Below are 25,575 nucleotides of genomic sequence, written 5' to 3'. Positions count from 1 at the left end.
AATACTGTACTTTTGCCAACGCAACCTTTTTTGGATTGATCGAAAAATAAATAGGATTGATATGAGCCAGACAACACAGACCGATATCATTACGCTTGGGGATGTTGCCACTAGACTTCCTAGCTTCATTCCCAAAGTACCCCATATCCTGAATGGTCTTAAACAGGCTTATTTAAGAACAGCAAATACACCAACTGGATTAGGTGTAGCTTTTGAGAAAGCTGTTAAGCGAAATCCGAAAGGTATTGCTTTATTATTTGAAGATCAAAGTTACTCATATGAAGCTTTAAATGAATGGGCTAACCAGATTTCTCACTATTATTTATCTCTCGGCGCACGTAAAGGTGATGTGATTGCCGTAATGGTTGAGAACCGTTCTGAGCTTATTGCCACTATTGTGGGCTTAGCTAAAATTGGGGTAACGATTGCGCTTGTAAATACATCTCAAGTCGGTAAAGTTCTCGCTCATAGTATCAATCTTGTAAAACCAATTGCAGTCATTGCGGGTGAAGAAGTTCGTGCTGCAATTGATGAAATTCGTCAAGACTTAAACGTTCCTAAAGACCGTTTCCACTGGTTTGCAGATCAGGCTACTCGTCAAGATGCAGGAACAGCACCTCAAGGTTATGCCAATCTTGCAATAGAAATTGATCAATTCCCGAAATTCAATCCATCAACCACACATTCCGTTCATGGAAATGACGGCCTGTTTTATATTTATACTTCGGGTACAACGGGCTTACCAAAAGCAGTTATTTTTAAACATAGCCGCTGGACACTTGCCTACGGCACTTACGGCCACATTTTAAACCTTGGCCCAAATGATGTGATGTATGTCACTTTACCGCTGTACCATGCAACAGGTGTGGTGGTGTGCTGGTGTGGAGTGATTGCAGGAAGCTCTACGCTTGCCATTCGACGTAAATATTCAACCAGTGCTTTCTGGAAAGATGTTCAGAAGTTTAATGCGTCTGCAATCGGTTATGTAGGTGAACTTTGCCGTTACTTAATGGATGCTCCAACTACAGAGCTTGACCGTGCTCACCGTGTAACCAAAATGATTGGTAACGGCATGCGTCCAAACATCTGGGATAAATTCAAACAGCGTTTTGGTGTGCAAGAAGTTCTAGAGCTTTATGCCTCAAGTGAAGGCAATGTCGGCTTTAGTAATATTTTCAACTTTGACAACACAGTAGGCTTCTCCCCTACGCCATACGCAATTATTGAATTTGATAAAGAGAAAAACGAACCGATACGCGATAAAAATGGCTGGTGTAAAAAAGTTAAAGCGGGTGAAGTCGGTTTATTGGTAGGTAAAATTACCACTCGCTCTCCATTTGATGGCTATACTGACCCAGAAAAGAATAAATCTGTGATTATGCAAGATGTCTTCAAAAAAGGTGATTCATATTTCAACACAGGTGATCTTGTTCGTAATATTGGTTTCCGTCACGCTCAGTTTGTTGACCGCTTAGGTGATACCTTCCGCTGGAAAGGCGAAAATGTATCTACCACCGAAGTTGAAAACATGGTGTGTGAATATGACAAGATCGCTGAAGCTGTCGTTTATGGTGTAGAAATTCCAAATACCAATGGTCGTGCAGGTATGGCAGCAATCACACTTGCTGATGGTGCCGAGTTAAATGACGCTGATTTAACAGAAATGGTGACTGTATTTAAAAAATGCTTACCTGCTTATGCGGTACCAGTGTTTTTACGTATACAAGCTAAAGTTGAAACTACAGGTACTTTTAAGTACCAAAAGAATAAATTGAAGGAAGATGCGTTTAATCCAAGCAAAACTTCTGAACGTTTACTCGCTTTATTGCCTGGTGAAAGCAGTTACTGTGACATCACAACTGAAATTTTTGACAACATTCAGGCATATAAATACCGTTTTTAGTTCATTTTTTAGCTAAACAAGAGGAAATCGTGCTTTTTATAGGCAATCATGCAAATGTTTTTAAATTTCCTCTTGTGTTAGTTGAATAACTTGCTAAAATACGCGACATCAAAACGATACGGGTCGTTAGCTCAGTTGGTAGAGCAGCGGACTTTTAATCCGTTGGTCCCGCGTTCGAGTCGCGGACGACCCACCACTTATCTGTTTTGAACCTATTTGGGTCGTTAGCTCAGTTGGTAGAGCAGCGGACTTTTAATCCGTTGGTCCCGCGTTCGAGTCGCGGACGACCCACCAAATTCTAAAAAGCCTCTCAGTTCGAGAGGCTTTTTTTATTGTTAATGTATTTTAGTTTTATGACTAAAAGATGACGATGCACTTCTTATATAGAACATCCCTAGCCCATTCCATAAAGATTTCCAAACGTTTAGGAATATAACTCCGGTTCGGATATAAAATATTAAGTGGAAGCGATTGAGCAGTATAGGCGCTTAGTACTTCAACTAAAGTTCCCTGCTCGATTTTATCCTGAACATCGTAGTATGGAAGTTGAATAATTCCCAAACCTGCAATAGCCGCTGCAATATAGGCTTCCGTATTATTCACGCTTAAAGCACTATCCATCATCACAGCTCCATCTTGATATGAAAATACGCCCTGTTTTTCTCCTACGGCTCCCGCATAGTTAATGAGTTTGTGTTGAGATAGATCTTCTAATTGTTCAGGAATACCGTACTGTTCTAAATAGTCAGCACTTGCACAGTTCACCATAATCAAGTTACCAACGAACTTCGCAATTAAACTACTATTATCTAGCTGCCCCACCCGAACAACACAATCGATTCCTTTCTCGATTAAGTCAGTGATGTCATCAGAGCTATGAAGTTGTAAATGGATATCTGGATAGCGACTATAAAAATCGGGAAGTTCAGGAATAATCACTTGGTGTACGATTCGGCTGGGCATTGAAATTTTTAGCGTGCCACGGTAATGCTGCTTTTGTGCCTGTATAAGCTGTTCGAGCTGTTCATAATCAAATAATAGATTTTGACACTCAGGTAATATTCGTTGTCCATCTTGAGTGAGACTTACTTTACGCGTAGTACGATGAAATAAGCGTACTCCATAGTGAGTTTCTAACTGTTGAATAGCACTCGTTACTGTCGAGCGAGGTAAATCAAGCTGATTTGCCACTTCACTAAAGCTTTGTCGTTTAGCGACTTCTGTAAAAATAAAAAATTGCTGCAACCGATCCATTTAATTGTTCGTATTTTTTGAATAGTTAAACCAAACTAGCATAATTGATCAAAAATTACCGCCAATCTAGACTAAAAACACATTAAAACAAGTCATCATAGAAACAACCATCATGACAACTCATACTCTGAAAGATAAAGTTGTACTGATTACGGGCGGTGCAAAAAACTTAGGTGGACTGATTAGCCGCAGGTTTGCAGAACAAGGCGCAAAAATTGCAATTCACTACAATAGCGCTGAAACTCAAGCAGATGCAGAACAGACACTTGCAGATGTAACAGCATTCGGTGTAGATGCCGTTTTAATTCAGGCAGACCTAACGGATATTGATAATATCGAAAAGCTATTCTTAGACACTAAGCAGCATTTTGGCGGAATTGATATTGCCATTAATACAGTTGGAAAGGTTTTAAAGAAATCTTTTTTAGATACCACAGAACAAGAGTTTGATAGCATGAGCGATATCAACTCAAAAATTGCCTATTTCTTTATTCAATCGGCAGGTCGTCATTTAAATGACGGCGGCAAGATTTGTTCAATCGTGACTTCTCTTCTTGCAGCCTACACTGGACTCTATTCAACTTATGAAGGCTTAAAAGCACCTGTTGAGCATTACACTCGCGCTGCATCAAAAGAATTTGGTGATCGTCAGATTTCTGTGACTGCTGTTGCACCCGGACCAATGGATACACCATTCTTTTATGGGCAGGAATCTGCCGAGGCAGTGGCTTACCACAAATCAGCCTCAGCTTTAGGTGGGCTTACCAAAATTGAAGATATTGAACCTCTAGTTCGATTTTTAGTGACCGATGGTTGGTGGATTACCGGTCAAACAATTTTTGCAAATGGTGGCTACACCACTCGCTAAAATCAAAAAAGCCGCATTTGATAATGCGGCTTTGACTTTGCTTTATCACAAGAACTCTTCTAGTACTGAGTTCAAGAAAATATGCCCCTGCTCTGTACAAGCCAAACGAGAACTATCCTCTACCAGTAGCTTTCTAGCTCGAAGTGAAGTGAGTACCTCATTTAAATGATCTAAGCTTAAGCCTGTACGCTGTTCATATAATTCAGCTTTTACCCCGTCATTTAGACGTAAAGCATTCATCATAAATTCAAAAGGTAGCTCTTCTACTTCAATCTTTTTCATTTGCAAATGTTCGGCTGGAACCTTAGCCAAATAGTCTTTCGGTAAACGAGTCTTTTGGAAACGATACACGCCATCTGGTCGGGTTACTTTGCCATGTGCTCCTGCACCAATTGCAAGGTAATCACCAAATTCCCAGTAATTTAAATTATGGGCTGAAGGTTGTTCTTTACGCCAAGCCGACACTTCATAGTTTACAAAGCCATTTGCTTTTAAATATGCTTCGCCTTGCTCTTGAATATCTTCTAACACGTCATCTTGAGGTAAAACAGGCTGAGTTCGGAAAAATACGGTATTTGGCTCAATAGTAAGTTGATACCAACTGATATGTGTCGCACCATGCTCTACAGCGACCTTTAAATCATAAAGCGCTTGTTCTAGGGTTTGCTCAGGTAGGCCATGCATTAAATCGACATTAACTCGCTTAAAGCCTGCTTGTCGTGCCTGCTCAATTGCATCCATAGCATTGTTGGCTGAATGAATACGCCCCAGTTTTTGCAAGTGCTCTGTATTAAAAGTCTGCACACCAATCGATAAACGGTTAATACCTGCGTCTAAATAGCCTGCAAACGGGTCATGTTCTAGTGTTCCGGGATTTGCCTCTAGGGTGATTTCACAGCCATCTTCAAATTTGAGCAATGACTTAAGCTGTTCAAACAGCCAGGCATAGCCTTTAGCAGAAATAAGTGAAGGCGTTCCGCCACCAATAAATACACTATGAATTGAACGTCCCTGAGCCATCTCAACTTGAGTCTCAAAGTCGGCCACCAATGCTTTTAAATAGGTTTGCTCGAGTTCTGCCGAAAGCGCTCCATCTGGTACGGCATGCGAGTTAAAGTCACAATATGGACATTTACGCACGCACCAAGGCATATGGATATATAAAGATAAAGGAACAGAAGCAGGATTTAATACGGCCAAGGAGCAGGTCCAATTTACACAATATTTCTATTTTAACATGACTGCATCAATGGGCTTATGAAAACATACCTTAATTGCTTTAGACTGTTTTTAAACATACTTAAATATTGATAAAAATGATGAAATTCTCTAGTCAACTTTTCCTGATCTTACCTCTAGCTATGGGAATCGGTGTTGCCATGGCTTTTCAGACTGCAATCAATGCTCAACTGCGCGAGCAACTACACTCACCCTTGCAGGCAGCTTTATTATCATTTTTCATAGGTACTATTGTTTTAGCCGTTATGGTTTTCTTTCAAAGTGCCGAGAAGCCCACTTTAAGTGAAATATCAAATATTCCATGGCTTCTTTGGACAGGAGGATTCCTTGGGGTTTATGCAATTAGCATGAGCATTTATACTGCACCTAAACTTGGTTTTTTAACCTTTACAGGGCTAGTCGTTTTTGGGCAATTGCTCATTTCAATGTTGCTTGACCATTTTGGTTGGTTAGGTACAGAAAAGACACCTGTTACATGGCAACGGTTTCTGGGTGGCGTGATCATCTTTGTCGGTGTATTACTCACTTTGCAACGTTAGCTTCATTTTTATATTTAAAAAGAGTACCTTTTGTGTCGAATGTCACATCTTTTCGGTCTGAATTAAAACAACTCTTCCACTTAATGCTACCGATTTTAATTACCCAGTTTGCTCAAGCGGGATTTGGGTTAATTGACACTATTATGGCTGGGCATTTGTCTGCAACCGATTTAGCAGCAATTGCGGTAGGTGTGGGCTTATGGATCCCAGTCATGCTCCTGTTCAGTGGCATTATGATTGCAACTACACCTTTGGTCGCTGAAGCAAAAGGTGCAAGAAATACAGAACAAATTCCTGTCATTGTCCGTCAATCCTTATGGGTCGCCATCATTTTAGGCGTAATGGCTATGCTCATTTTGCAGCTCATGCCGTTTTTCTTGCATGTGTTTGGCGTACCAGAAAGCTTACAGCCTAAAGCAAGTTTGTTCTTACATGCGATTGGTTTAGGTATGCCTGCTGTGACCATGTACGCAGCCCTACGCGGTTATTCAGAGGCTTTAGGCCATCCACGTCCTGTAACGGTCATTAGCTTATTGGCCTTAGTGGTTTTGATTCCTCTTAATATGATTTTTATGCATGGATTAGGGCCAATACCTGCATTAGGTAGCGCAGGCTGTGGTTTTGCAACCTCCATTTTACAGTGGCTCATGCTAATTACTTTAGCTGGCTATATTTATAAAGCTTCGGCTTATAGAAACACGTCTATTTTTAGCAGATTCGATAAAATTAACCTGACTTGGGTAAAAAGAATCTTACAGCTTGGCCTACCCATCGGTTTAGCCGTGTTCTTTGAAGTCAGTATTTTTAGTACAGGTGCATTGGTACTTAGCCCACTAGGTGAAGTCTTTATTGCAGCGCATCAAGTTGCAATTTCAGTTACCTCTGTGCTGTTTATGATCCCGCTTTCACTTGCGATTGCCCTGACCATTCGTGTGGGAACCTATTATGGTGAAAAGAACTGGGCTTCCATGTACCAAGTACAAAAAATTGGTCTGAGCACAGCAATATTTTTTGCTTTATTGACCATGTCTTTTATTGCTCTAGGTCGTGAACAAATTGTCTCAGTTTATACTCAAGACATAGACGTAGTTCCTGTTGCCATGTATTTACTCTGGTTTGCAATGGGTTATCAGCTGATGGATGCATTGCAAGTGAGTGCCGCAGGCTGTTTAAGAGGTATGCAAGATACTCAAGCACCGATGTGGATTACACTCATGGCATATTGGGTGATTGCTTTTCCTATCGGACTTTATTTAGCACGTTATACCCATTGGGGTGTAGCTGGCGTTTGGTTAGGCTTAATTATTGGTTTAAGCATTGCTTGTGTTTTATTACTTTCAAGGCTTTATTTAAATACCAAACGTTTAAGCAAAACCTAATAAAAAAGCCGATAAATATCGGCTTTTATTTTATGCAGACTTGGCCCGCGGGCTTGCTCCAATTTGCCAGACAAAGGGCAAATCTGTACGGTTAACTTCCCAATCTCCAATCACCTTTTCTTTATAGATGAGTGGATTATGTGAAGACACCGTCCGAGCATTACGCCAGAAACGGTCGAGTTGTTTCACTTGACTACTTGCCGATGCGCCTAAAGCATTAAATAATTGGCTGGTTAAATCCAGTACCAAATTAGAAATCACCACCTGTCCTTGCGCCGACTCAAGCTCTGCATCTACGTTAAACTGATGTTCTTTTACCTCTAACTCACTAAAGTGACTTTCATAAGCCTTCTGCAATGCTTCAGCTGTTTTAATCGTAATTGCTAGACTTCCATAAGCTTGAGCAGAGGCTTTACCCACCACCTGTAAAACTTGTGGATCGTGACGAACAAGGTCGCCATTACCATGACTAAAAATACGTTTTCGCTCACGAATCTCCTGACTAAAAGTTTCTACTGCCGCATGTGCAATACCCGTTAAAGTTGCAAGATGGACGACTTGATAAAAAGCGGTTTGATATTTAAAACGCTGGTCAAATGGAATGAGATGCGAAGCTGGTAAATGAACCTGATGCACTTTTAAAGTACCGCTACCCGTTGTCTTTTGACCAAAGCCATCCCAATCATCAATCACACTCACGCCCGTTTCATGGCGATAAATAGCAGCAATCACGTGGCGGTCATTTACTTCATCATAAGCAAATAAATCTATCCAGTCGGCAAAGATACTTCCGGTTGAATAGTACTTTTCTCCATTTACCACCAAGTTACCCGAAGCATCTTTGGTTACTCGTGTAACGACATCACCAATCTGTACATTTCCAACTTCGGTCCATGCATTCCCGACTAAATCACCCTGCACAAAACGCTGAAACCAGACCTCTTGTGAGTGCTCTTTATGGGCAACTAAGCGGTCTTCGACAAAAGCGAAGTGTCCACGCAAAGCTTGCACAATATTCGAGTCTGCTTGTGCCAATTCTGCTAAAAGTTGGAAAAGTTGCGGTAATGACACCCCATCTCCACCATATTTAACCGGAACACGTACCGCACCTAACTTGAGTTCTTTTAACCACTGAATCGGTTCAAAAGGCAAGATTCGTTCTTTTTCTCGCTGAATTGCACCTTGGGCAATTTTTTCAAAAACTGGGCGAAATCTACTTGCGACCTTTTCATAATCGGCGCCTACAGACAGTTCTTCTAATTCAATTTGGGTAATCGTCATCTTTTTTCTCCTAATCTTATTTTTTATTCACTTTAGCTCCATGCATGACGAGGTGGATGGATGCCATTGAGGTAGTAATTACCGACAATGTGATATTTCCAACGCACTGGATCATGCAAAGTGTGAGTGCGAGCATTACGCCAATGACGGTCCAAATTAAGCTCAGACAAGGTCGATCGTGTTCCCGACAATTCAAAAAGCTTATTCGCTGCTAAAATTGCAACTTCTGTAGTGAGTACTTTTGCTTCAGCAACCAGTAATGTCGCTTGGTTTACATGCTCTTCTGTCGTGTCAGCAATTGCTTGATCGATCGCATCTCCTGCTAAATCTAATACCGCTTCTGCTGCACGCAGCTTAATTTTTAAATCACCAATATTTGCAATCGTATATGGATCATCACTCGCTTTTTCCAAACCTGAGTCGACCCATGCGCGGCTATAATTTTTGACATAGTGAATTGTTTCTTCAATTGCGCCACGTGCAATACCAGCATCGACAGCAGCTTGAATAAATTGTGAAATTGCACCTGCTGGAGTAGGACGTTCGAAAGCCTGATAAATCGGAATTAGATATTCTTCACGTACTGGAACTTGATTAAGTTCAACGGTACCACTGGCCGTAGTTCGTTGTCCAAAGCCAGACCAGTCATTAATAATATTCACCCCTGAAGTTTCCCGAGGAACTAGCGCCGCATAAGGTTGCCCCTCTTCATTTACAGCGACAATAGGAACCCAATGCGCAAGCAATGCACCTGTTGCAAAAAACTTCTTGCCATTAATTTCATAACCGTGCTCGGTCTTTCGTAATGTGGTAGTGAGGTCAGCCACCGTTTTGCTATGTTTTTCTGAAAAGGCATTGCCAAAACGAATCCCTCTCAACACTAAGTTAAAGAAAAATTGTTGTTGTTCTGGGCCTGCATCAAGGCGTAAATGTTCAATAAAAGCCAAGTGATTTTGAGGAAGCTGTGCAAGAGATGGGTCAACACTCGCAATTGTTTTGATGACCTCAGCCAAGGTTCGATATTTAACTTGGGCACCACCAAATTGCTTGGGAACCGTAATAGCCCATAAGCCACTTTGTGAGAACTGTTGAATTTCGTTTAGAGGTAAACGGCGCTCTTTGTCTCGCTCAGATGCTTCTTGTGCAAACTCTTGAGCAAGTTGTTTGGCAAGCTCAATTGCCTCTTCATCAGAACGAATAATATGCGCATCTTTTGACTGCTCAAACACAGATAAAGGAACCGCCTGAGACCGCCCATGAGCCGAACTTAAACTTGTCATAACTTTTGTTATCTCTATTTTTATTTAACCTGTCATTCACATTACCACCAAAAAAACAGGCACTTTATAGATATTAAAGCTTTGTTTATGAAATGGATTTTCACAAGCTTTTCATATTTTTTACTATAAAAATAACATTTTGTTTTTCGAAAAATTTCTTACATGAGATAAACAATTTCATATAGGCTTTTTAAGCTTTGTCACCTATGATCAAAACTAGGCAATATTATGTTGTAGTCAATGAGGTATCGAAGATATGGCAAAGAATGCAAGTTCACCCGGCAAACGATTTATGAAACTTGCAGGAATGACCGCGAGCATTGCAACGAAAACCGTTTCTAACTCGATTCGAAACTTGACCGCAGATGAAGAACAAAAGCTGGCTTCAAAAACCAAGTTATTTCAGGATATTGGTTTGCAAATTGCCGACACCTTAGGCGAAATGAAAGGTGCCGTCATGAAGGTCGGCCAAATTGCATCACAATATAAAGATATTTTCCCACCCGAGGTCGCTAAAGCAATTTCTAAGTTACAGCGCCAAGCTCCACCTATGCCCTTTGCTGCTATTCAACAACAAGTTGAACGTGAGCTTGGAAAGCCGCTGAATGTTGCCTTTAAATCTTTTGATCAAGAACCTTTTGCAGCTGCTTCAATTGGACAAGTTCACAAAGCTGTCTTGCCAAGTGGCGAGCAAGTTGTTGTTAAAGTGCAATATCCGGGTGTTGATGAAGCCTGTGAAAGTGACTTAAAACAAGTACGTTTGGCACTTCGTTTAATGGGTGTGCTTAAAATTGATAAAAAGCTACAAGATCAGCTTTTTGCAGAGATTCAAGATAGTCTGTCAGCAGAGCTTAACTATGAAATCGAGGCTCAAAACCTTGAAGTTTTCAAAACATTTCATAGCCAATTAGATGACAAAATTATCATCCCGACTGTTTATAAAGATTACTCTTCAAGACGTATTTTAACCTTGAGTCTCGAACAAGGTGACAGCATTGAAACTGCCAGCGCTTGGCCTATCGAAATTCGAAATACCATTGGACGCCGCTTGATTCGTGCTTTAGGTCAGGAAATGTTCTTTTTAAAACGTTTTCACTGTGACCCTCATCCGGGTAACTTTGCTTTCCGCCAAGATGGCAGTGTCATTATTTATGACTATGGCAGTGTTAAAACGCTTTCAAATGAAATCGTGCAGCACTTTAAACGCTTAGTAAATGCAGCTCGCCATGAAAATATCGATTTGATCGAAACAGAATTATTTGAACTACATTCACTTGCTGAAAAAGGCAAATTCCCGAGTGATCTATATAAACTCTGGATTGAAGTATTGTTACGTCCGCTTACCACCACTTATAATTTTGCAGAGAACTCATCACATCATGATGGCATGTTACTTGTGAAAAAATCTTTGAAGTATTGGGATGTCTTTAAACCATCACCAGATACTTTAATGGTCAACAGAACCATTTCAGGACATTACTGGAACCTGATTCACTTAAAAGTTCATGACAATCTAAACGATCTATTTGAAGAGCTTGTTCCACCTTCTAACTAACTTAATTTACTGATCAGTGTAGCCTTTTATGGGTTACATTGACTTTTTAATTGTTATGTTATAACATTTCTTTAATCAAAAATAATTTAGGACAATCTCTCATGCGTAAAGATATTCATCCTGCTTATCAACAAGTGTTATTTCATGACACCAATGCAGACGTGTACTTCTTAATTGGTAGTACTCTTCAGTCTAAACAAACCAAAGAATATCAAGGGAAAGTTTATCCTTATGTGACTCTTGATATTTCAAGTGCCTCACACCCTTTCTACACAGGTGAAGTACGTCAAGCAAGTAACGAAGGCCGTGTGGCAAGCTTCAATAAACGCTTCGCTCGCTTTAATCGTAAGAGTTAATCTTGCGTTAAGATTTGATCAATACACTTAAATCATTGGAAGCCTAAGACTATCTCCTCCACTTAGGCTTCTTTTTTTATGTATGTTTTTCGGTCTTTTCTAAACTGTGTATAAAAGAAAACTTATCCACAATTTGTCTAAAAACTCTTCTGCTTTTTTTCAATAACTCCTCAATTTTTATAATTGCTAAGCTTTCAAAGCATGTATTCAATGCTATGCTTAAGCCCCATTTGATAGGAAGTTAAGATTATGGCACAAGAGTTACTTGCCCAATTACAAGCAGGCACAGCAAAATTTTCAGACGTTTTAGCTCATATTGAAGCACGTTACCAACATACTCCAACGGCTTTTCAAAATGGTGCACAGCATAACGCTGCTACTGAAAATCAAGGCAGTGCAAAAGTTTTCTCTTTTGCCAAGTTACAAGGTTTAGACCAAGCACAAACTTTAAGTTTATTTGCAGAACACTACGCATCTGTATTAGCTACACCAGAAGGAACTGATCATCAAAATATTCGTCAGTTTATGCAAAATGGTTGGGATGGTGTGAAGTTTGAAGGTCAGGCTTTAACTGAAAAAGCTTAATCATTTTTTAGCACAGCCTCAAATTATGAGATTTTCTAAAGCCTATTAATAGACAACACCTCACTTTTGAGGGCAAAAGTGACAAAACCCTTTGTTGCGCTGATGCTACATCCATGTAGCACAGCGAAACGACGGCATCCATGCCGTCTGTCACGATAGTAAATGACTAATTATTAATTAAATTATTTGATCTATCTCTTATATTGGATACTCGGAAAATCATCAACAGCCTGACTCAAATCAGCAATATAATGTTTTTGCGACATATTGGATAATTGTAAACAGATAACAGGTTCTGTTGATGAAAATGGTTTTGCCTACTTTTGCCAAAACAAAAGTAGGTCGAGCCGACGGCTAATCCAGACATAAAACTTTATTGAAAAGACTCCGCAGTAAACATTTCAGCCAGAACAAATACTCAATGTCCCGCTACCCAATGATAAGCCGCCAAACCCAAACACGTAAAAATTAACGATCCAATTAAATGGATGGAAATCCCCAACATCGCCATTCCCAACTTACCACTTTGCAATAAAGTCACAATCTCAATCGAGAACGTTGAAAAGGTAGTTAAAGCACCACAAAAACCGGTAATCACAAAGAGCTTATAGTTTGGACTTAAATCACTTTGAGCAAAATAGGCAATTGCAAAACCAATAATAAAGCCGCCCACTAAATTAACAGTCACTGTACCAAGTGGAATTTGCGGGTAAATCGGGTTGAGTTTTAGACCTAAAAACCAACGCAACCATGCCCCTAGAACTGAGCCTAAAGCAATTGAAAGTAGAGAGTAATACATAGGACAACCCCTTTAGATAGACGCTAAAAGAGCAAAAAATAATGAAGGGAAATATGACACAGCGTACTCCAAAAAATAAGTAGAGTACGCAATAACCTACGTACCCAGCGATATAAATACATGAGGGTAACGTAGGCATCATTAGCCAATATGGCGGTTTTTCAAAGGAGGAATGCCATCTCCCTGTTTTAAGTATATTAGATCATCTTGAATTTGATTTAAACATACTTTTTAAAATCATGGGCGTTCAGCAAATTGTGGTAAATCGTCACAAATACTTTCCCATTCTGCCTTAGAAGCAGCAAAAATATGCATTGTCGGCTTTTGGTCTAGTGGTGTATCAAGGGTCCCAATTCTTAAACGATACAGTTCAGGCTGAGCATCACGCGAGCTAATAAGCGGTGAACCACATTCGCTACAAAACCAACGGTACACACCGTTCACAGCAAATTTTTTGACGAGATCTTCACCTTGGGTAATTTTAAAATCTGTACTTTTAACAGGAGCATTTGTTGCAAATGCTGTTCCATTGGCTTTTCGGCAGCGTTGACAGTGACATTGAATAATATCTCCGATATCGCCCTTAATTTCATAGCGAATACCCTGACATAAACAACTTCCTTCATAAACTGGTGATGCTTGAGACATGTTCTCGTAAATCCTATTATTATTGATCGCTCAAAAATAACACTTTTCACATATCAAACATAGCACCAAATTATCCTGTTATTTCTCTAAGAATGAATGCACGCCTTCACCAGCCGTTCGCCCTGTAGCAAAGCATGCTGTAAGTAAATATCCGCCTGTAGGAGCATCCCAATCTAGCATTTCACCACAGCAAAAAACACCTGAAGTTTGTTTAAGCTCTAAGCTTTCAGTTAGTGCATTCTGCTTAACACCACCAGCACAGCTAATCGCTTCTTCAATGGGTCTAAACCCTTCTAGCTTAATTTGAAGCGCTTTTATTCGCTGAGCCATAGCCTCTGGTTGGTTCCATAGTGCTTTATCGACCACTTCTCGAATTAAGTTAATCTTGGCTGTGTCTAAGCCTGCTTTACGCCAGATATTGGTGAGCGATTGTTTTTTGCTAGCCTGTAATTTTTTAACTAACTGTGACAACTCTACATCAGGCAATAAATCTAAAAACAAATTTAAGCTTTGCCCTTGTTTTTGTTGTTCTCGTAAAGCACGTCCGAGTTTATAAATAACACCACTTTCTAACCCATAGTGAGTAATCACAATATCACCATGAGTAACTTGGCTGGGTTCAACCCATGCATTGATACGTTTTAAAGGTTCACCAAAACAGCTTTCCATAAAAACTGACCAAGTGTGAAGTACACCTGCATTACTTGGCTGGAAAGGTTCAATATTGGATTGATCCATCCATTGCTGCCAAGCACCATCACTACCTAATTGTGACCAAGACACAGCACCACAAGCCAATACTACTGCATCGTATTGCTGGGTAAAGGTTTCAGTGCTTTGATTATTTTGGTTTTCTAAAGTTACCGTTGTGCCTTGCAAATTAATACAACGATGACGATAAAAGAATTTAACCTGCTGTTCTGCTAAACGTTTTAGCCAAGCACGCAGTAAAGGTGCCGCTTTCATTTCGACAGGAAAAATACGACCTGAAGTACCCACATAAGATTCAATTCCCAGACTTTTCATCCAGTTTTGAATCCAGACTGCATCCCATTTTTCAACCCATGGTTTAAGCCATTCTGCATGGTCATAGCGCTCAATAAACTGAACTAAAGGTTCGGCATGCGAGATATTTAACCCCGTTTTACCTGCCATGAGAAACTTACGCGCAGCTGAAGGCTTTTGCTCGTATACATCAATATCATAAGCATATTGGCTCAGTACCTCAGCTGCCATTAAACCAGCCGGACCTGCACCAATAATGGCAACCCGCTTATTCGCCATGCACTTGACCTTGTAATGGGGCAAACTCATCAAAACGTGTGCTGTAACCTTCAGGTTTAGTGATCACAAGCTGTTGGCAAAGTTCTCCACGTTCCAAATACTTAATTTCAAAATGAGTACGTGCAGATGTTTGAGCAATTTTTTCTTTTTGATAAGGCAGTTTCCAGACATTAATTAACTGTTGTTCTGCTTCTTCAATATATTCAGGAATATTACTTGCCAAAGTAATGGTTCCACCCGTGTGTAGGCGTGACAATAAGAACTCAAAAAATGGCATATTCAACCAGCGCTGTGCTGGATTATGGGGTTCTGGGTTTGGATAGAGAATAAAGAAATGTTCAACTTGAGCAGGATGTAGTGCATGTACCACCCACGGCAAAGCATCTGCATGTACAGGAATTAAATTATCTCTTGGTTCCAGACCGTGCTGTTTTTGCATTGCCAAGAATTTTTCTCGGGTTCGTTCAATTGCATACAATGTGTGCTGCGGCTGTTGCCCGCTAAAAAGCAAAGCATGTTTACCCTTGCCCGCTCCAATTTCTACACAAATCGGGGTATTTTCAATTGGGGTAAAATCGCGAGGCGCTTGCATACGTTGTGCTTGAAATTGACGAATCTGCATAATCACATCAAACTAAATAAAAATCGGCATAAGTCTAACAAGTCACCTGACTTTTGCCTAATCTATTTCTCTTCACTTTGAGGATATCGCTTTATGCCACGTACATTCCCCTGCCCACGTTGTGGTGAACCAAGTGTTTGGGAAGGTAACGAATTTCGTCCATTTTGCTCTGAACGCTGTAAATTAATTGATTTAGGTGCTTGGGCAAATGATGAATATAGACTGCCTACCCAAGATGCGCCTCAGCATAACAAGGGTAGTCAAAATGAAGATGATTACGAGGATTAACCTGCTTTACCCGCGACAAACGGGTTAAATTGTTTTTCATAGCCAATGGTACTCATCGGACCATGTCCCGAAATAAACTGAGTATCATCTGGCAAACTAAAACACTCTCGTTTAATCGATTCAATCAACTGATCATGGTTTCCACGCGGAAAGTCTGTTCTTCCAATCGAACCTTTAAACAAGACATCACCAGTCCAAAGCAAGCCATGATTTTTATTATAGAAAATAACATGTCCGGGTGTATGACCCGGCGCAAAACGCACCTCAAACTCATCTTCACCCAGTTTTAGCACTTCACCGCCTTCAAGCCATTGATCGACTTTAACAGGCTGTGGAATTGGAAAGCCATAACGTGCTGAAACTTCCTGAATCATATCTAGCCAGAACTGATCTTCTTTATGGGGACCAATAACTGGAACGCTCCATTCTTTGGCAAGTTCACCCACCGCTCCAGCATGGTCTAAATGTCCGTGAGTGAGCCAAAGAGCTTTCACTTTTAAACCTAAGGCTTCTACTTCTTTTTTCAAAACCGAAGCGTCACCACCCGCATCAATCAAAACTGCTTCTTTGGTTTCACTGTCCCAAACAAGAGAACAATTTTGGGCAAATGCAGTAACTGGAACAATTTTGACTTGCAGCATAAGAACCTCTGGCTAAAACGCAATTAACGGTGGGCTAAGGTATAAGTAAGGGCATCAAGATTAGCCTGAACTAACCCTGCAAGCAAATCAATATGAGCTTGATCGCTATTTAAAGCAGGAATATAAGCATAGCTACCACCACCCGCCTCTTGAAACAACTCTGCATTTTGAATGGCTAACTCTTCAAGTGTTTCCAAGCAATCAGCAGAAAAAGCTGGGCTTAATACCTGTACTGACTTAACACCTTGCTTCGCCCAATCTTGTAAAAGCTGATCTGTATAAGGTTTAACCCACTCTTGTTTTCCAAAACGTGACTGAAAGCTAATCGCCCATTCATCATCTTTCAAATGTAAGGCTTCAGCGACTAACTTTGCTGTGATGCGACAACGGTCTGCATACGGGTCGCCTTTGTCTGCATAAGGCTGTGGAATACCATGAAATGACATCAACAGTTTTTCAGGCTTACCATGTTGCTCTTGATAAGCTAAAACACTTTCTGCCAATGCCTGAATAAACATTGGATGCTGATAGTAGTCTTTAATAATTGTTAGACCCGGCAAGTTTCGCTGGGCTGGAATCCACTTGGCAAATGCATCGTATAGCGGTGCTGTAGAAGTGGCTGAATATTGAGGAAATAAAGGCAATAGAATGACATGCTCTTGCGGGTTAGCGGCCAGTTTTTCTAAAACTGCATCAATACCCGGATTACCATAGGTCATCGCCGGTATCACGGTTAAATCAAACTGATTATTTTCTCGCTGCAAATAAGCCTGAATACGTTGAGTTTGCTCAAACACAATTTCACGCATGGGCGAATCTTTTGACCATACCGAAGCATAGGCATGTGCTACCCTTTTTGGGCGAAAAGGTAAAACAAACAGATTTAAAATAATCCACCAAATGAATTTCGGTATTTCAATTACACGTGAATCAGATAAAAACTGCTTTAGAAAACGGCGAACCGCAGGAACAGTGGCCTCATCCGGTGTACCTAAATTCGCTAAAATGACAGTAACTTTCGGTTTTTGTTCAAACGACATGTGTAAATGCCTTTCAATTCATCTTATGTCACTAATGTAACAGCTTTTATTGTCATATATAAATTGAATTGCTCTAAGCTTTTAATCGAATGCCCCGATGGCTCCATTTATAGCTAAGTAATAACTTTTGAGCTTTAGCTGTGACTTTCCATAAGCTATAGGATTGTTCAGTCTGAGTTGGAACAATCCAGCCCTGTGACTGCATTTGCTTTTTTATCCGAAACAATGCCTTATGGTTAATCTGAGCGCAGGCGACCGCATGAGCACGAGGTAACTCCTGACGAGCATCTTCTAGGCCAGCCTGATTTAAATATTCATTTAAACATGTCCCAAAATTCTCTTCTGGTGTCGCTGTTTCAAACTGCTTTGCCAATATGCTTAACAACTGCGACCAAGTCATTTGTCGTTGTCGTTTCAGCTCTTTAAAATTGCCATCCTGAAATGCTTGAATTTGATATTCAAATGCAAAAACATCTTGAGGAGCAACTTCGTTTACTTGAGCTGATGACTCTGTTAATTGCTGTTCTAACTGTAAAATTTTACTTTTTAATAGCTTAATTTCATCTTCTAAGTGATGAGCCTGATGAGCAGGAACCCAACCTTGTCCCATATGCTGTTCAACCATTAAAGGCATATTTAAACGGACAGCCAACTCTAGTTCACGTGGAGTTTTAAAGTAAAAAATATGATTTACATCAAGTAATAATTTTTTTCTAAATGCGAGAAATTTATCTTTAAGCTGTGGATGTGTTTCTTGTAAATGTATTTCACGACTTTCGGGCTGCTCATGCATGAACACAATAATGGGTTTAGCCTGACTTAACGCATATTCATATTCTAAAGACAAATAACTCACACCCGAAATCGACTGCTCTCCATACTGGCTACCTAAAAGTAGGATTACATAATCACATTCATCAATTTGTCGACGTGCAAGCGTAGTGGTGAGGGGGGTTCGATGTTCTAATCCCCAAGCAAAGAAACCCATCCCTACCAAGGTTTGAGACAGAACCATCCGCTCTGGCTGCATGTCGCGGCCGGATGTTGAAATAAAAATCTGATAGCGTGTATCGAGCATAACAATACCCTTTCGCCCCATGATCTGTCCGTGACTTAATATCAGCCAAGATCATGAACCGCCCCAAATAAAATAATAAATCTAAAAAACACTGCTTTCTAAATGATGCTAAAAGATCAGTTCAGATTATGAAGTGTCCAAGTTAACTCTTGTGGAATCATATGTTGTAAAACAGGTTGCAGTGCCTCAGCATTATTACCGCTGACATAACATTCAATACGTGCAACATTCTGACCTATTTTGTCACATAATAACTCATTTTTTATTAAAATACGGGCTGTTTGTCGGGCAACTGCCAACCCAGAATCAACCAGTGTGAATTGGTTATCAAAAAGATGATGAATTGCTTGATTTAAGAAAGGATAATGCGTGCAACCGAGCACTAAATAGTCGGCACCTTGCTCAGCAGCGGGCTGTAAAACTTCTTTTAATGCCTTTAAACATACCTCACCCATTTGCTGACCTGCCTCTACACAAGGAACGAGTTCAAGGCTAGTTAAAGTCATCACCTTAACGCCTGCTGGAACAGCAAACTTCTCGACTACATCTTTAATAAGCTGGCCGCGAAAAGTAGCAGGCGTTGCCAAGACGGCAACCACTTTAGAACGTGTCTGTAATACTGCAGGTTTTAATGCTGGCACCAATCCAACAATTGGAAAGTGTTCACCATAATGCTCACGCAAATGATCAAGGCTAAATGCAGAAGCCGTATTACAGGCTACGACTGCAATTTTACAACCTTGACGATATAGCCAATCGACTGCTCGAGCCGTGAGTTCTCTGATTTCTTCATCCGAGCGTGGTCCATAAGGAACGTAAGCAGTATCGGCATAATACACAATATGTTCATTTGGTAAATATTTGGCAATTTCTGCTGCAACTGACATCCCTCCAATTCCCGAATCAAAAATACCAATTGGGGCATCTGCTGATGCTTTAGGCATAGGTTCTAGCTCGGAAAATAAAGGTTGTATGGCGGTCATAGCTGTACTGAAGTGTCAGAAAATTTCACTCCCTAAAGCTTAAACCTCAAGTGCCTAATTGCAAGAGCAAATTACCACTTTTTAGCTCTAAAATGGTTTCACCTTTATCGTTTTCAATTAGTGTTCCATAGCTCACCAAATGATAGAAAGCCTGACGTTGAATCAGCGCATTAATCCCAAAACGGACATGCACATAAGGACGCAACTCTCCTGCATATTCACGCATAAAAATAGGATGTTCTGCATCAACCAAAATTACATCTTGATTGGTGGTGGTCAGTTGTAAAAACTGCTCACCTGAAATTTCGACCTGATCTGCCTGATTGACTAATAAAGGTTCATCTTCAACTTCGATTTCAATTTGTTCTACAGGGGTTTTCAGGTAGAATTTGCCTTCTTCTTTCCATAGGACTTTGGTAAACAGATCTAATAGAGCTTGGCGCCTGATTAATTGACCTTCGTGCCACCATTCTCCATTGGATTTCACTGTCAAATCCATTTTGCCGCAATGCTTTGGATGCCACTGCTCTAAAGGTGGAATTGACCTTTTGTGACTTTGCTGTACACCTTTTAAGTATTGTGCAATGTTCATTAAGTTTTTATCATCAGATAACGGTATTTTTCCCATATCCGATGGTGAATTATTTTGATTTACCATAGTTTATGCCTTGCTGACGAAAAAATGTTACGACTCAGCCAATTGGCTAGATCATGGTTTAAAACTATACTAGCCCAAACGATAAAAGGCACAATAGCATATTTGCGCCTATGGATTAAAACACTCACGGCAGCACCGAATTATCTGAATATGACGGTTGCCACCTTTAAGTATTGAGGAGTCCTACATGGAACACATCGAACGTGAATCGATGGAGTTTGACGTTGTCATCGTAGGTGCAGGACCTGCAGGTCTATCTGCTGCGATTAAGATCCGTCAATTAGCGATTGAAAAAAACTTACCCGATCTTTCTGTTTGTGTAGTTGAAAAAGGCTCTGAAGTAGGTGCGCATATCTTGTCTGGTGCTGTGCTTGAGCCACGTGCCATCAATGAACTTTTCCCGAACTGGAAAGATGAAGGCGCGCCTCTTAATGTCCCTGTAACTGAAGACAAAACTTTCTTCTTACTTTCAGACACCACTTCTAAAGAAGTACCTCACTGGATGGTTCCTAAAACCATGCATAACGATGGTAACTATGTGATCTCTTTAGGTAACGTAGTTCGCTGGTTAGGGCAAAAAGCTGAAGAGCTAGAAGTTTCTATCTTCCCTGGCTTTGCTGCATCTGAAGTACTTTACCATGAAGACGGTACTGTAAAAGGTATTCAAACAGGCGACATGGGTATTGGTAAAGATGGCGAACCAACGCATAACTTTACTCCAGGCTATGAGCTTCACGCTAAATATACCCTCTTCGCTGAAGGTTGCCGTGGTCACTTAGGAAAACGCCTAATTGCGAAATACAACCTTGATAAAGATGCTGATCCTCAGCACTACGGTATCGGGATTAAAGAGCTTTGGGAAATTGACCCAGCAAAACATAAACCGGGCTTAGTCATGCACGGTGCAGGTTGGCCTTTAGCAGAAACAGCTTCTTCAGGTGGCTGGTGGTTATACCACGCTGAAAACAACCAAGTTACTTTGGGCATGATTGTGGACTTGTCTTATGAAAATCCACACATGTATCCATTTATGGAAATGCAGCGCTGGAAAACTCACCCACTGATTAAACAGTATTTAGAAGGCGGTAAACGTATTTCTTACGGCGCACGTGCGGTAGTGAAAGGCGGTTTCAACTCTCTTCCTAAATTAACTTTCCCGGGCGGTTGCTTGATTGGTGATGATGCAGGTTTCTTAAACTTTGCAAAAATCAAAGGCTCACACACTGCCATGAAATCAGGCATGTTATGTGGTGAAGCTGTATTTGAAGCAATTGCTGCGGGTGTAGAAAAAGGCGGTGATCTTGCGATTGCACGTGTTACTGAAGGCGAAGATTTATTCGTTAAAGAATTGACTTCATACACTGACAAATTTAACAACAGCTGGTTAAAAGAAGAGCTTTATAACTCTCGTAACTTTGGCCCAGCGATGCATAAATTTGGTCAATGGATGGGTGGTGCATTTAACTTTATCGACCAGAATGTCTTTAAAGTGCCATTCACTTTACATGACTTGAAGCAAGACTTTGCTGCATTGAAAACTGTTGATGCAACAAGCTTTAAGCCAAACTATCCAAAACCGGATGGCAAACTTACATTTGACCGTCTATCTTCAGTATTTATCTCAAACACTGTACATGAAGAAAACCAGCCAGCTCACTTGAAGCTTACAGATCCTTCAATTCCAGTGAATGTGAACTTACCAAAATGGGATGAGCCTGCACAGCGCTACTGCCCAGCTGGTGTTTACGAAATCATGGAAAATGATGATGGTTCTAAACGCTTTCAGATTAACGCAGCGAACTGTGTTCACTGTAAGACCTGTGATATTAAAGACCCATCTCAAAACATTACGTGGGTAACGCCTGAAGGCGGCGGTGGTCCAAACTATCCTAACATGTAATAAAAAAGCCCCGATTATTCGGGGCTTTTTTATTAGTATCCACTTATTGAAAAGGCGGTATTTTTGCTACGTTTAAATTAAAATTCTTTTTATAGAAAATAAATGTGCCTAATAAAAATAAGCCAAGAAAACCAAAGTTCCGCGCTAAATCGTAGTACCAAACCGATTTACCAAATAATAAATCAAGAATTAACATCAGCCCGAGAAACCTTGTATGCAAGATCAAACTCATCTTTATCTTTGGTTCAGGAGCAAAATATGTATTTCTATAACCGAGTAGAATTGAACCTAAAATAATAAGAATAGATATAATAATGATAGCAACAGTTTCAGATAGCCAAGTGATCTCTAAATGTAATAAACCAGCAATAGTGAAAAACCAAAGACAGATTAATAAGCTTCGTTTCACAAAATAATCATTCATTTTTATACGTCATTTATATACTTAATTTTATAAATTATATAACGATTCTTATTTGTAAAAAATTATCATTTCAAATTAAAGTTAAATTATTCATGGCTTCTAATCTTCTTTATTAGAAGCCTTATTATTCTATTAACCTTTCTTCACTAAATAATGAAATTCTTTATGACCATTTTCATCTAAGCGTTCTTCTTGCAACAATAACTCATGTCCTAAATGCATACAAAACTTAGGAATATCCCACGAGGTCGAATTATCTGTTGCGAAGACTTCAACCACATCCCCAGACTTAGATTTGCGGATGGCTTGATGCAACATCATGACAGGTTCCGGACAACGTAAACCACGCGTATTGAGTTGTACAGTAGGTGAAATGGGTTGCTCTGACATAACAAACTCGAACAAATAGAATTTTCACATTTTAGCATAAACAAATTACTGAGCTGTTAACTGTAACTGGCTTTTACATAACAATATACGTTTTGTCTTTTAGCTTGTTTTATAGATGCATAAGCATCTTTTCTTCGGTATGATCTGTGTATTCATTTGATACATTGAGTCTTTAGGAAAGATCATGCAAGAGGAACCAAGTCCGTCGTGGGGAATGCGAGGCTTACGAAAATGGTTAGGTACAGCGCCAGAAACCCGTGATGAATTATTAAAATTAGTCCAAAATTCACGCCGCTTTTTAGAACCAGATACTGTTGCTATGCTTGAAGGCGTTCTTGACCTTCCAGCTACAAAAATTCGTGAAGTCATGACACCACGAACAGCAATGATTAGTTTACAAGAAGATGATCAATTACTTGATATTCTTGATGTACTGGTTGAGTCTGCTCACTCACGCTTTCCAGTCTTCTCTGCCGATCAGCCAGACAATGTTGTCGGGATTTTGCTCGCAAAAGATTTGTTGCCGTTTCTAACTGAACCGAATACCAAAGTTGATATTCGAGTTCTTATGCGCCAACCGTTGTTTGTTCCTGAAAGTGCACGTTCCGATCAAGTACTACGCATGTTAAAACATACTCAGACTCACATTGCGATTGTGATTGATGAATATGGCTCAACAGCAGGTCTTGTTACGCTCGAAGATATTCTTGAAGAGATCGTTGGCGAAATTGAAGATGAGCACGACACGGTCGATGAAGATGCTCAGTACATTATTCCTGACAATGACCATACGGTAGCAAATGCGTGGATGGTGCAAGCACTTACACCAATCGAACATTTCAATACTGTTTTAGATGCTGATTTTTCTGACGATGAAGTAGAAACTGTCGGCGGTTTATTGCTTCAAGAGATTGGTCTGGTAAGTGATTTACAAGGTCAAACTGTTGAGCTTGGAAATTGGTTATTTACAATCGTTGAAGCAGATGCCCGCACTATTCATCTGATTCGAGCTGTACGTCAATGAGAGCATACTTTGAAAAGCTGTTAGATTCTTCGCAACAACAAAAACAGCTTCCTTTAATTTTTCCTTTACTCATTGCTTTATTTTCAGGTGCCGTGTTCAGTTTTTCACTGGCACCTTATTATTGGTGGTGGTTGGCAATTTTATCTCCAGCCCTACTCTATGCAACATTACATAAGCGCTCAGCTAAACAAGCCTTTGCGATTGGTTGGAGCTATGGCTTTGGCTTATGGTTTGTAGGCGCTTTCTGGCTCTACACTTCCATCCATGTATATGGCGATACCAATGCATTTCTAAGCGTGTGTATGATTGCTATTATGGCCCTTGTGATGGGTTTATTTACGGCATTTCAGACATGGATTTACCGACGATTCTTTCCTGAAACACCACTTACTTTTGCCCCGCTCTGGATTGTTTTTGAATGGGCGAAAACTTGGGTATTTACAGGTTTCCCATGGTTATTTGTAGGTTACGCTTTTACTGAACGCTTACTCGATGGTTATGCACCGCTATTTGGTATTTATGCAATTTCCTTCGTCGTCATTGTATTAGCGTGTGCTTTAGTCGAAGTCCTGCGTAAACGTATTTTCTGGGTTATCCCTTCTGCTCTGTTAGTTTTGGGTGCATGGGGAGCGTCATATATACAGTTTGTAAAACCTAAAGATGCCAAGCCGCTTAGCGTTTCGCTCATTCAAGGTAACATTCCACAAGATTTAAAATGGCTGACTGAATACCAAGTTAGAACATTAGAAATTTATGCTGGTTTGACACAATCTGAATGGGGCCGTGACCTCATTGTATGGCCTGAGTCTTCAATTCCGCTTTTCCAAACCGACATTGAACCGTTTTTGGATGCAATGGATGCACAAGCTAAAAAGAACCATACTGCATGGGTAACCGGCATTCCTTACTGGGATGTTGCAAAATCACATCAAGTCGGCAGTCCGCTTTATTACAACAGTATTATGGCTTCGGGGAGCGATTCAAGCGGTCTCTATAAAAAACAGCGTCTTGTTCCTTTTGGCGAATATATCCCGCTTGCTGGGTTACTTTCTTGGGTATTACCCGCTATGCAAAATGATGTGAGCATGAGCGGTTTTACACGTGGTGAGAGCGACCAGAAACCACTCTTAATTAAAGGGCATGCGCTTGCTGCTGCAATTTGTTATGAAGTGGCTTATCCAAACCTGACAAGACGTAATGCAGAAGACAGCGACTTCTTGGTGACTGTATCGAATGATGCTTGGTTTACGGGTACTGCTGGGCCTTGGCAACATTTACAAATGGTGCAGATGCGCGCGAAAGAAAATGGCCGCTGGTTTATTCGTGCAACCAACACAGGTGTAACAGCGTTTATTGATCAAAATGGTCATATCACTGAACAAGCACCAATCGATAAAGAGTTCGTCTTGAGAGGGGATTTACCTGCTATGCAAGGCCAAACTCTTTATAACCGTTTAGGCGATTATCCAATTTTAGGATTTGCGCTCTTATTGCTGATTTTAGGTTGGGTTTACCGTCCACGTAAAGTTGACGTTTCTTTTAAATCTCGTCGCTAAA

The 25,575-nt window shown here is 40.3% G+C and carries 26 protein-coding genes, 2 tRNA genes and 1 riboswitch; of the genes, 13 read left to right on the top strand and 15 right to left on the bottom strand.

Features of this window, described 5'->3' with window-relative positions:
* The first annotated feature begins 61 nt into the window (after positions 1–61).
* The 3 genes from ACO6UW_RS02620 to ACO6UW_RS02610 all read left to right on the top strand — a co-directional run bounded on the left by ACO6UW_RS02620 (position 62) and on the right by ACO6UW_RS02610 (position 2,197).
* Positions 62–1,903 (top strand): long-chain-acyl-CoA synthetase, encoded by a 1,842-nt coding sequence (locus ACO6UW_RS02620; protein WP_250733718.1) that lies wholly within the window; start codon positions 62–64, stop codon positions 1,901–1,903.
* Positions 1,904–2,023: 120 nt separating this feature from the next.
* A tRNA-Lys gene (locus tag ACO6UW_RS02615) sits at positions 2,024–2,099 on the top strand.
* 22 nt (positions 2,100–2,121) lie between these two features.
* Positions 2,122–2,197: transfer RNA gene (locus ACO6UW_RS02610), tRNA-Lys, on the top strand.
* Between the two features lie 63 nt (positions 2,198–2,260).
* On the opposite strand, the gene ACO6UW_RS02605 is transcribed toward ACO6UW_RS02610, so the two are convergent.
* On the bottom strand, positions 2,261–3,157 hold the full coding sequence (locus tag ACO6UW_RS02605) for a LysR family transcriptional regulator (protein ID WP_005079244.1): 897 nt from the start codon (positions 3,155–3,157) through the stop codon (positions 2,261–2,263).
* Positions 3,158–3,269: 112 nt separating this feature from the next.
* Between ACO6UW_RS02605 and ACO6UW_RS02600 the strand changes: the two genes are divergently transcribed.
* On the top strand, positions 3,270–4,025 hold the full coding sequence (locus tag ACO6UW_RS02600) for an SDR family oxidoreductase (RefSeq protein WP_005079248.1): 756 nt from the start codon (positions 3,270–3,272) through the stop codon (positions 4,023–4,025).
* A 45-nt stretch (positions 4,026–4,070) separates the two neighbouring features.
* Here the strand turns inward: ACO6UW_RS02600 and hemW are convergent, their stop codons facing one another.
* Positions 4,071–5,225 (bottom strand): radical SAM family heme chaperone HemW, encoded by a 1,155-nt coding sequence (hemW, locus tag ACO6UW_RS02595; protein ID WP_250733716.1) that lies wholly within the window; start codon positions 5,223–5,225, stop codon positions 4,071–4,073.
* A gap of 116 nt (positions 5,226–5,341) precedes the next feature.
* Here hemW and ACO6UW_RS02590 point away from each other — a divergent pair, with 116 nt between their 5' ends.
* The gene (locus ACO6UW_RS02590; RefSeq protein WP_031945662.1) at positions 5,342–5,803 is read left to right on the top strand and encodes a DMT family transporter; all 462 of its coding nucleotides are present in this window, start codon (positions 5,342–5,344) and stop codon (positions 5,801–5,803) included.
* Between the two features lie 32 nt (positions 5,804–5,835).
* Positions 5,836–7,182: a multidrug efflux MATE transporter AbeM gene (gene abeM / locus ACO6UW_RS02585; RefSeq protein ID WP_039763408.1), complete on the top strand. Its 1,347-nt coding sequence runs from the start codon at positions 5,836–5,838 to the stop codon at positions 7,180–7,182.
* Between the two features lie 30 nt (positions 7,183–7,212).
* Here the strand turns inward: abeM and ACO6UW_RS02580 are convergent, their stop codons facing one another.
* A complete protein-coding gene (locus ACO6UW_RS02580; RefSeq protein ID WP_005301987.1) occupies positions 7,213–8,463 on the bottom strand; it encodes an acyl-CoA dehydrogenase family protein in 1,251 nt (416 codons plus the stop codon).
* 32 nt (positions 8,464–8,495) lie between these two features.
* Positions 8,496–9,743: an SfnB family sulfur acquisition oxidoreductase gene (locus ACO6UW_RS02575; protein ID WP_250733714.1), complete on the bottom strand. Its 1,248-nt coding sequence runs from the start codon at positions 9,741–9,743 to the stop codon at positions 8,496–8,498.
* 256 nt (positions 9,744–9,999) lie between these two features.
* Here ACO6UW_RS02575 and ACO6UW_RS02570 point away from each other — a divergent pair, with 256 nt between their 5' ends.
* The 3 genes from ACO6UW_RS02570 to ACO6UW_RS02560 all read left to right on the top strand — a co-directional run bounded on the left by ACO6UW_RS02570 (position 10,000) and on the right by ACO6UW_RS02560 (position 12,239).
* Positions 10,000–11,298: an ABC1 kinase family protein gene (locus ACO6UW_RS02570; RefSeq protein ID WP_002115159.1), complete on the top strand. Its 1,299-nt coding sequence runs from the start codon at positions 10,000–10,002 to the stop codon at positions 11,296–11,298.
* A gap of 101 nt (positions 11,299–11,399) precedes the next feature.
* Positions 11,400–11,654, top strand: a complete 255-nt coding sequence (locus tag ACO6UW_RS02565; RefSeq protein ID WP_002114896.1) for a type B 50S ribosomal protein L31 — start codon at positions 11,400–11,402, stop codon at positions 11,652–11,654.
* Between the two features lie 249 nt (positions 11,655–11,903).
* On the top strand, positions 11,904–12,239 hold the full coding sequence (locus ACO6UW_RS02560) for a HopJ type III effector protein (RefSeq protein WP_057077264.1): 336 nt from the start codon (positions 11,904–11,906) through the stop codon (positions 12,237–12,239).
* Between the two features lie 418 nt (positions 12,240–12,657).
* Here ACO6UW_RS02560 and crcB read toward each other — a convergent pair whose 3' ends face one another.
* From crcB to ACO6UW_RS02540, 4 genes are all read right to left on the bottom strand, one after another.
* The gene (crcB, locus tag ACO6UW_RS02555; RefSeq protein WP_032056270.1) at positions 12,658–13,038 is read right to left on the bottom strand and encodes a fluoride efflux transporter CrcB; all 381 of its coding nucleotides are present in this window, start codon (positions 13,036–13,038) and stop codon (positions 12,658–12,660) included.
* A 125-nt stretch (positions 13,039–13,163) separates the two neighbouring features.
* Positions 13,164–13,230, bottom strand: a riboswitch (Fluoride riboswitch).
* A gap of 45 nt (positions 13,231–13,275) precedes the next feature.
* Positions 13,276–13,686 (bottom strand): GFA family protein, encoded by a 411-nt coding sequence (locus ACO6UW_RS02550; protein ID WP_057077265.1) that lies wholly within the window; start codon positions 13,684–13,686, stop codon positions 13,276–13,278.
* Positions 13,687–13,764: 78 nt separating this feature from the next.
* On the bottom strand, positions 13,765–14,970 hold the full coding sequence (locus ACO6UW_RS02545) for a TIGR03862 family flavoprotein (protein ID WP_057077266.1): 1,206 nt from the start codon (positions 14,968–14,970) through the stop codon (positions 13,765–13,767).
* On the bottom strand, positions 14,960–15,598 hold the full coding sequence (locus ACO6UW_RS02540; RefSeq protein ID WP_078210121.1) for an SAM-dependent methyltransferase: 639 nt from the start codon (positions 15,596–15,598) through the stop codon (positions 14,960–14,962). The genes ACO6UW_RS02545 and ACO6UW_RS02540 overlap by 11 nt, the downstream gene beginning before the upstream one ends.
* An 87-nt stretch (positions 15,599–15,685) precedes the next feature.
* Between ACO6UW_RS02540 and ACO6UW_RS02535 the strand changes: the two genes are divergently transcribed.
* On the top strand, positions 15,686–15,880 hold the full coding sequence (locus tag ACO6UW_RS02535) for a DNA gyrase inhibitor YacG (RefSeq protein ID WP_002114956.1): 195 nt from the start codon (positions 15,686–15,688) through the stop codon (positions 15,878–15,880).
* On the opposite strand, the gene ACO6UW_RS02530 is transcribed toward ACO6UW_RS02535, so the two are convergent.
* The 5 genes from ACO6UW_RS02530 to ACO6UW_RS02510 form a co-directional block, all read right to left on the bottom strand.
* The gene (locus ACO6UW_RS02530; protein WP_017385667.1) at positions 15,877–16,521 is read right to left on the bottom strand and encodes an MBL fold metallo-hydrolase; all 645 of its coding nucleotides are present in this window, start codon (positions 16,519–16,521) and stop codon (positions 15,877–15,879) included. The genes ACO6UW_RS02535 and ACO6UW_RS02530 overlap by 4 nt on opposite strands.
* Positions 16,522–16,544: 23 nt before the next feature.
* Positions 16,545–17,561: a ferrochelatase gene (gene hemH / locus ACO6UW_RS02525; RefSeq protein WP_005065964.1), complete on the bottom strand. Its 1,017-nt coding sequence runs from the start codon at positions 17,559–17,561 to the stop codon at positions 16,545–16,547.
* 73 nt (positions 17,562–17,634) lie between these two features.
* Positions 17,635–18,639: a DUF4062 domain-containing protein gene (locus ACO6UW_RS02520; protein WP_057077267.1), complete on the bottom strand. Its 1,005-nt coding sequence runs from the start codon at positions 18,637–18,639 to the stop codon at positions 17,635–17,637.
* A gap of 116 nt (positions 18,640–18,755) precedes the next feature.
* The gene (gene murI, locus ACO6UW_RS02515; protein WP_057077268.1) at positions 18,756–19,622 is read right to left on the bottom strand and encodes a glutamate racemase; all 867 of its coding nucleotides are present in this window, start codon (positions 19,620–19,622) and stop codon (positions 18,756–18,758) included.
* A 46-nt stretch (positions 19,623–19,668) separates the two neighbouring features.
* Positions 19,669–20,280, bottom strand: coding sequence for a DUF1285 domain-containing protein (locus ACO6UW_RS02510; RefSeq protein ID WP_057077269.1), 612 nt, complete (start codon positions 20,278–20,280; stop codon positions 19,669–19,671).
* 187 nt (positions 20,281–20,467) lie between these two features.
* Here ACO6UW_RS02510 and ACO6UW_RS02505 point away from each other — a divergent pair, with 187 nt between their 5' ends.
* Entirely contained in the window at positions 20,468–22,180 is a 1,713-nt protein-coding gene (locus ACO6UW_RS02505) for an electron transfer flavoprotein-ubiquinone oxidoreductase (protein WP_005804177.1), read from the top strand.
* 43 nt (positions 22,181–22,223) lie between these two features.
* Here ACO6UW_RS02505 and ACO6UW_RS02500 read toward each other — a convergent pair whose 3' ends face one another.
* Both ACO6UW_RS02500 and tusA read right to left on the bottom strand, forming a co-directional pair.
* On the bottom strand, positions 22,224–22,604 hold the full coding sequence (locus ACO6UW_RS02500; protein WP_005065951.1) for a hypothetical protein: 381 nt from the start codon (positions 22,602–22,604) through the stop codon (positions 22,224–22,226).
* A 132-nt stretch (positions 22,605–22,736) separates the two neighbouring features.
* On the bottom strand, positions 22,737–22,994 hold the full coding sequence (gene tusA, locus ACO6UW_RS02495) for a sulfurtransferase TusA (protein WP_002053527.1): 258 nt from the start codon (positions 22,992–22,994) through the stop codon (positions 22,737–22,739).
* A gap of 184 nt (positions 22,995–23,178) precedes the next feature.
* Between tusA and ACO6UW_RS02490 the strand changes: the two genes are divergently transcribed.
* Both ACO6UW_RS02490 and lnt read left to right on the top strand, forming a co-directional pair.
* On the top strand, positions 23,179–24,018 hold the full coding sequence (locus tag ACO6UW_RS02490; RefSeq protein ID WP_057077270.1) for an HlyC/CorC family transporter: 840 nt from the start codon (positions 23,179–23,181) through the stop codon (positions 24,016–24,018).
* Positions 24,015–25,574: an apolipoprotein N-acyltransferase gene (gene lnt, locus ACO6UW_RS02485; RefSeq protein ID WP_057077271.1), complete on the top strand. Its 1,560-nt coding sequence runs from the start codon at positions 24,015–24,017 to the stop codon at positions 25,572–25,574. Before ACO6UW_RS02490 ends, lnt begins: the two co-directional genes overlap by 4 nt.
* Position 25,575: the final 1 nt, after the last annotated feature.

The sequence above is a fragment of the Acinetobacter sp. JADD-222 genome (genome assembly GCF_049310645.1).
The sequence above is the reverse complement of the archived record's forward strand: the minus strand, read 5'-3'. Positions and strand labels throughout refer to the sequence as shown.